Here is a 6,628-nt window from a genome sequence, read left to right on the forward strand (position 1 = left end):
AGAATAAGCCGCCCCAAAAGAGGAAAAAAGCAACGAGTTGTTAGCCGTCTACACTATCGTTTTTTCTTGGGGCAAGACATCACTTGGAAATTAGTGTCAAAACAGATACCAAACTCATGTCGTGTTTGGTGAAGCCAAATGTGTTTGAGTTCAGGGTTATTGTCTCTCATCCAGCGCATTGCACGCTTTGCATTTAATTCGCTCGGTGGCACTTCAAATCTCTGCGCCAGAGACAACGCTTTATCAAAGTATTCTTTCGCAGAATCAAAATCGCACGCCCCATGCTTTTCCCATTGTCCTTGAAGCAGCTTAGTGCCTGGGCTCATACACAAGTAAGGTTCGATGGTATTTAGTGGAAGAGGCTTCAAGTCTCCCTTACAAAATCTCGGGTGTCCTTTGTTATTTCCTGATTTGTAGGCTGTTTCTGATTCACCCCAAAGTCCGTGAACAACCCAACCGAAATCATTGTCAGATTGACATTGAAACTTCACACCCTGATCGCGATTTTTTCGTGCCATATAATCACAAAAGCGCGGAGAATTTGAATACACCAACAAGAAGAAATCTGTATCTACCTGTTTATTTTGGTAATCCAACCGATTGTCATAGTGTTTGTTGAGTAGCCCAGCCTCGATATTACAGCTTGTCCCTGCATATCTATCTCCCGCAACAGACACGCCAACAATCGAAAAAGAAAGGGTAACGAGCAAACAAAGTCGCAGTAAGTTCCTGAATAAAGTAGCCACGTATTCTCCTCAACGTTTTGGGGCAGTCTCTTTGCGCGAAAGATAGCGTTGCTCCCCCAAAAAGTCACATTAAATCGCGGTCAACTTCACATTGTTCAGGGCAACCGCTTTAAAGATGCAGGAACAATAAGCTTATGCACCGGCCCAACAAAAAGCATATAGACACGACCAAGGGTGTTTTTAACATGCACCACAGTACTCGCGGTCACGGTTACCTCACTGCCATTGGGTTGAATGTGAAAAGAGAGTTTAACGTCAAGGTGCTTGTCTCTGTCTTCCATGATCACCTCCGTCTGCGATTTATAAATCATTTGGAAAATCCCGACCTGATCACCAACGTGGTACTCGTCAGCGGTTTTGGGAGGACTAAAATCATCGAAGTTACCAAGGTGTTTAAGTCCGATTTTAGAAACCAATGTGTTTCGTAACTTCATCAAGTTGCTAATCCAAGCCGGTGTGTTCGCCATCACTTTCAGGTAGATATCCATGGCGCTTTCACCGGAATAGGCGATAACCTGTGAGTGATTATCCGCAAAAGATGCATCATCGCTGTAACTGTTCAGTTCCGTGAATGCCGGAATTCCTTTCATGTGTTCTCTCTGTCGTCTTTTTTCACTCTTTTCTGCACCCTACTCACCCTAATTAACCCCCCGTCAATAAACAATGACGATTCGTCATTTTCTTATGTTTTCGTCTATATACATCCAGATTCGTCGTCAATATCTCACTCTTTTGGGTGGAGAAATCTGACAACCTAGGCAATCGTTTGCATCGCACTGAAACGGACCCGATATTTATTTCACAACGATTGAAATAAAGTGTTTGACTTACTTTTTCGAACGCACTAACATCCGCGCCCAGCAAAAACGGTCTTCTACACAGGCCGCGTTTTCAAAGGGTTAACGCCCTTATGTCAGCTGATCCCGGTCAGTTGCTTTTCCTTTTTTTATAAATAGGGAAACAACAAAATTTCGGAATCGGCATGACCACGCAAACACACGCTTCAAACGCATCATCCTGGCAAACAAAAGCAATCCTAAGCGTCGCATTTTTGATGGCGACGACCTCTGTAGGTCCCGGCTTTCTGACTCAAACCGCTGTATTCACCAACATCTACAAAATTGACATGGCTTTCCCTGTCTTCGCTTCCATGTTTATCACCTTCGGTATTGTGATGAACTTGTGGCGCATCGTGGGTGTTTCTGGTCTGCGCATTCAAGACATTGCAAACAAAATTGCACCGGGCGCAGGCTACTTCATTGGTATTCTGTTGGCGCTGGGCGCGGTTGCGTTCAATTTTGGTAACGTCAGCGGTGCGGCACTGGGTATCAATGTACTGACGGGTGTAGACACCACTTGGGGTGCACTATTCACGGGTGTGGTGGGTTGTTTGTTGTTTGTTGTTTGTGGTTCACAACGCATCTAAACGCATGGACCAAATGGCACGCTACTTGGGACTATTCATGATTGTCCTGATTGCCTACGTCGCCATGACTAGCCTGCCACCGTTAGGTGAAACATTGGCTGCAGCTGTTCTTCCAAGCGATATGGGCAACCTTTTGCTTCCAACGTTAACGATCGTTGGTGGTGCGGTGGGCGGTTACTATACCGGTGCACAACGTCTTGTTGATATTGGCCTTCAAGGCAAACAGAACGTTGATTCAATCAAAACAGCGGCATGGGCGGGCATTTCCATCGCCGTCGTTATCCGCATTCTTTTGTTCCTCGCCGTATTCGGTGTGATCGCATCGGGCGCAGTGCTAGATGCTTCTAACCCAGCCGCTGATGCGTTCCGTCAAGGCGCAGGCGAAGTCGGTTACTTCATCTTTGGCCTTGTCCTGTTTGTCGCTTCAATCACGTCAGTTGTCGGTAACTCCTACATGGCAATTTCACTGATTAAAACCCTGTTCCCTGTGGTTGCTCGCAATGAAAAAGCATGGTGTTGTGGTTTTATCATAGTGACCAGCGTGGGCACAGTAATGATGAACATGCCAATTCTTCTGCTGATGCTGGCAGGTCTTGTAAACAGTATTATCCTACCTGTTGTACTGGCATTTGTTCTTGCTGCAACCCGCCGTAAAGACATCGTGGGTGATTATAAACACCCTGTATATCTGTCCGTCATCGGAGCGATGATCGTGGTGGTAATGGCGGCAGCAAGCTTAAGCAATGTCAACGGCTTCATTGCAAAGTTCATCGGCTAATTTATACCTTTACCCATTGACCCAAGGGCTTCAGGAGTAACGCTGAGGCCCTTTTTGTTATCCCCTTCACCTTTATCTCCTTTCACTCGAACCTCACTACGACATTGGCAAGCTATATGCAGTAGCTCCACTATCTATTCGTTCCCTAATTATTTAGGCCCAAATGCGTAAAAAGACGTCATTTTGACTCTCAAACTGACGTTTGGTATGCAGAATGGGAAAGCGAGAATAACGGTAGGAGTACGTTGCATGCCTCATTTACCTCTGTGGTTTAAATACACCTTGTCGGTGTTGTCGATTACGCTTGCGCTCAGTTATCTCTCCGGAGAAGTGGTTCGAAACTATGAGACAACCTACCTTGAAAAACAAATGGATGCGCAAATTCGTGCCAATTTTCTCGCCCTCACTGAAGCCCTTTCAGATGATGTTCTCGCCGAGCAAAGTGGCGCGCTCAACGCAAAGCTCGATCGCATGGCACAACATTATCCTGACCTTTGTTACATTTCGATCGTCTCCCAACGTGACACTGAAATTGGCCAATGGGGAGATCGACCTCATGACGATAACCCCATGGCGCTCAACTTCAGCAATCTGGTTGAATATGAAGGCCGCTCTATCGGAACCATGAGAATTTCGATGAGTAAAAAGCAAATGCTGGCAGACATCTCAAAGCACGTTGAAGAAGTCCGAATATACTCAGCCGGCCTATTGATCACCCTCGCCTTAATGACGATGTTCATTTCACAATATCTCGTACTTTCTCCCCTTTCGCGAATCAACAAGCGACTGGTTAACATGTCTTATACCGATGAAGTTTTAGATACAAAAAGCGATGAACTGATCAGATTAAATAATGGGGTGAACGTACTAGAGCGCCTGCTAAACCAACATGTAAAACGAGAAGCAGAGCTTGTCGATGCGAAGAAGAATGCGGATTCAGCTAACGTAGCCAAATCGCAATTTATTGCCACAATGAGCCACGAAATTAGGACGCCGATGAATGCCATTATGGGCGCTCTCGACATTCTTCAGGAAGCCGACATCCCCGAACACTGCCAACCCCTCGTGGAAATGGCTGATGATGCTGCCAATCTGTTGCTAAGCCAGCTCAACGATGTTCTGGACTATTCGAAAATAGACATTGGCGCATTGGATCTGCACGAAACTGAGTTTGATGTGAGTGAGATGAGTAAGAACGTCCTCGCGCTATTTCAGAGCTCGGCGAAAAAAAAAGGCATCACCTTGCTGCTGGATGACGATCTGAACCATCGATTTCTTGCCACTTGTGACAAGGGGAAATTGTCACAAGTACTGACTAATTTGGTATCAAACGCCATGAAATTTACCGAAGAAGGTGAAGTTGAAGTCGTCCTCAGTCACGGATTTCCCAAAGGGCTAAAAATACAAGTGAGAGACTCCGGTATTGGGATTGCACCAGAGCATCGCCAAATCATTTTCGAACCCTTCACACAAAAAGACGGCACTTTCTCTCGAATTCATGGCGGCACAGGCATGGGGCTTGCAATATCTCAACGACTCGTCTCCCTCATGGGAGGCGAATTAACCTTATGCAGCCAAGTCAGCGACGGGAGTGAGTTTACTGTATTGCTTCCTTGCGCCATGCGCTTCCCCGAAGAAACCGAAATATACGCTGAAACGAGAAAAGCCTATCGCACCAAGGACACGGTAGAAATCTTGATAGTCGAAGATAACCCCGCCAACCAATTGGTCGCACGCACCATCCTTGAGCTATCAGGGTTCAGAGTGACAACCGCAAGTAATGGATAAAGAGGCCATTGAAGCGATTAAGCAGCGAAAGTTTGCGTTGGTTCTAATGGATCTTCAAATGCCTGAAATGGACGGATTCGAAGCCTGTAAAGAGATCCGGGAACTTGACGAACAGAGTAATGCACTACCGATTCTTGCAATGACCGCGAATGTCAGCCAACAAGACCGAGATCGTTGCAAACGCGTGGGCATGGATGACTTCATCGCAAAGCCTGTCAATCGGCGCACTATGCTTGACATGATTGACAATTGGATGGGTAAGCAACACGACGTTTTTGATGCGTAATCGCGACTTGATTTATGCGGCGACACACATTTCTCGCCGCGTAAATCCTTTTTACTGAACCTTTCTGGGATCTCTCATAAATCGTTAAAAAATCGTTTACTTTTCAATTTTGCCTCTCTGAAATTTGACCGTTCCTCCAGACATTACTAGCTTGTGTTTATACAGTATGCACACCGCTCATTACCTCAACGTCTGCCGTAAACGGTAATGAATGAAACCGCTAATTCAAATGCCCACTAATCACGGTGCTTCTTTATTGAGCTGGGAGGTTGTCATGGAAGTATTTGTTCGTCGATTACCGAAAGTTGAACTTCATCTGCATATCGAAGGCGCCTTGGAGCCGGAGTTGATGTTCGAAATGGCCGAAAGAAACGGTATTCCTTTACCCTATGAAACAGTCGAAGACGCGAGAAAAGCTTACCAATTTGAAGATCTCCAATCCTTCTTGGATATCTACTACCAAGGCGCGAATGTTCTCGTCACAGAAAGAGATTTTTTCGACCTAACATGGGCCTACTTACTGCGCTGTAAAGCGGACAACGTCATTCACACCGAAATTTTCTTTGACCCACAGACACACACAGTCAGAGGTATTGACTTCGACACAGTCATCAATGGTATCTACCATGCGCTGCGCCAAGGCGAAAAAGAGCTCGGTATCACCAGCAAACTTATCCTGTGTTTCTTGCGGCATTTGTCAGAAGAGGAAGCCTTTGAAACACTGTCTCAGGCAGAGCCTCATCTGAATCGAATCGTTGGTGTTGGGTTGGATTCATCGGAAATCGGGCATCCACCCGCTAAATTCCAACGTGTATTTGCGAAAGCAATGTCGATGGGGTTAAAAACCGTCGCTCACGCGGGAGAAGAAGGCCCAGCAAACAACATTTGGGATGCGTTGTCTCTGCTGAATGTCAGCCGTGTTGATCACGGTGTGCAATGCACGCAAGATCCCATACTTGTCGCAGAGCTTGCCAAAACTCGAATGCCTTTGACGGTCTGCCCACTTTCAAACGTTAAACTTCGGGTTTTTGACACCATGGAGGACCACAATATCCTAACGCTGTTAGATAAAGGATTGTGCGTCACTGTAAACTCTGATGACCCCGCATTTTTTGGGGGCTATATGACAGACAACTTTCTCGCGTTGACACATGCGCTGAGTCCGAGCAAACACCAACTGGTACAACTGACGAAAAACGCCATTGAAGCGTCATTCATCAGCGATGAAGAAGCCCGCCAGTTAAACGCTCAGCTCGATGATTTTTGGCAAAACCACGGGGATGGACATTAAGTCCTAGGATTTGATTTTTCCGCATAACCCCGCATTCGGCAACAAAACCAAATATACGTTGGTACGACACTCTCGGTACTGCATTTGCTGTACCGAAATCGACGTAAATCGTTACCCGTCAAAGACGTTATCGTACTTTTCACACTCCTACTCATCATCATTGAGGTGACGTTCATAGGCGTTCACACGAATCACATGATTTGGCTATACCGACAGCGGCTTTGTTGCTTAATTCGGTTGGAAGACATGGCAGCCTAAAGTTGTTCGGTTCTTAAGCAATATACTGAGTTTCAGGCATACCCAGTCCTGTAAG

5 protein-coding genes and 1 pseudogene are annotated in these 6,628 nt (G+C 46.1%); 4 read left to right on the top strand and 2 right to left on the bottom strand.

Features of this window, described 5'->3' with window-relative positions:
- Window positions 1–53: 53 nt before the first annotated feature.
- Together B5D35_RS13545 and B5D35_RS13550 are read right to left on the bottom strand one after the other, a co-directional pair.
- Complete coding sequence (locus tag B5D35_RS13545) at window positions 54–746, bottom strand: ribonuclease T2 family protein (protein ID WP_078753097.1); 693 nt, start codon at window positions 744–746, stop codon at window positions 54–56.
- A 95-nt stretch (window positions 747–841) separates the two neighbouring features.
- The gene (locus B5D35_RS13550; protein WP_078753098.1) at window positions 842–1,336 is read right to left on the bottom strand and encodes a DUF2867 domain-containing protein; all 495 of its coding nucleotides are present in this window, start codon (window positions 1,334–1,336) and stop codon (window positions 842–844) included.
- Between the two features lie 392 nt (window positions 1,337–1,728).
- On the opposite strand from B5D35_RS13550, the pseudogene B5D35_RS13555 reads away from it, so the two are divergent.
- The 4 genes and pseudogenes from B5D35_RS13555 to B5D35_RS13565 all read left to right on the top strand — a co-directional run bounded on the left by B5D35_RS13555 (window position 1,729) and on the right by B5D35_RS13565 (window position 6,315).
- Window positions 1,729–2,950 (top strand): annotated as a pseudogene (locus B5D35_RS13555) (NRAMP family divalent metal transporter).
- Between the two features lie 249 nt (window positions 2,951–3,199).
- A complete protein-coding gene (locus B5D35_RS13560) occupies window positions 3,200–4,738 on the top strand; it encodes an ATP-binding protein (protein WP_244556602.1) in 1,539 nt (512 codons plus the stop codon).
- Complete coding sequence (locus B5D35_RS24920; protein WP_244556603.1) at window positions 4,731–5,024, top strand: response regulator; 294 nt, start codon at window positions 4,731–4,733, stop codon at window positions 5,022–5,024. Before B5D35_RS13560 ends, B5D35_RS24920 begins: the two co-directional genes overlap by 8 nt.
- 274 nt (window positions 5,025–5,298) lie before the next feature.
- Entirely contained in the window at window positions 5,299–6,315 is a 1,017-nt protein-coding gene (locus B5D35_RS13565; RefSeq protein WP_078753099.1) for an adenosine deaminase, read from the top strand.
- Window positions 6,316–6,628: the final 313 nt, after the last annotated feature.

Origin of the sequence: Enterovibrio nigricans DSM 22720, from assembly GCF_900167155.1 — a bacterium.
GTDB classification, from domain to species: domain Bacteria; phylum Pseudomonadota; class Gammaproteobacteria; order Enterobacterales; family Vibrionaceae; genus Enterovibrio; species Enterovibrio nigricans.

Coding starts and splice junctions, on each gene's coding strand:
- B5D35_RS13550 (WP_078753098.1), bottom strand. CDS start 1,336: ATGAAAGGAATTCCGGCATTCACGGAACTGAACAGTTACAGCGATGAT.
- B5D35_RS24920 (WP_244556603.1), top strand. CDS start 4,731: ATGGATAAAGAGGCCATTGAAGCGATTAAGCAGCGAAAGTTTGCGTTG.
- B5D35_RS13565 (WP_078753099.1), top strand. CDS start 5,299: ATGGAAGTATTTGTTCGTCGATTACCGAAAGTTGAACTTCATCTGCAT.
- B5D35_RS13560 (WP_244556602.1), top strand. CDS start 3,200: ATGCCTCATTTACCTCTGTGGTTTAAATACACCTTGTCGGTGTTGTCG.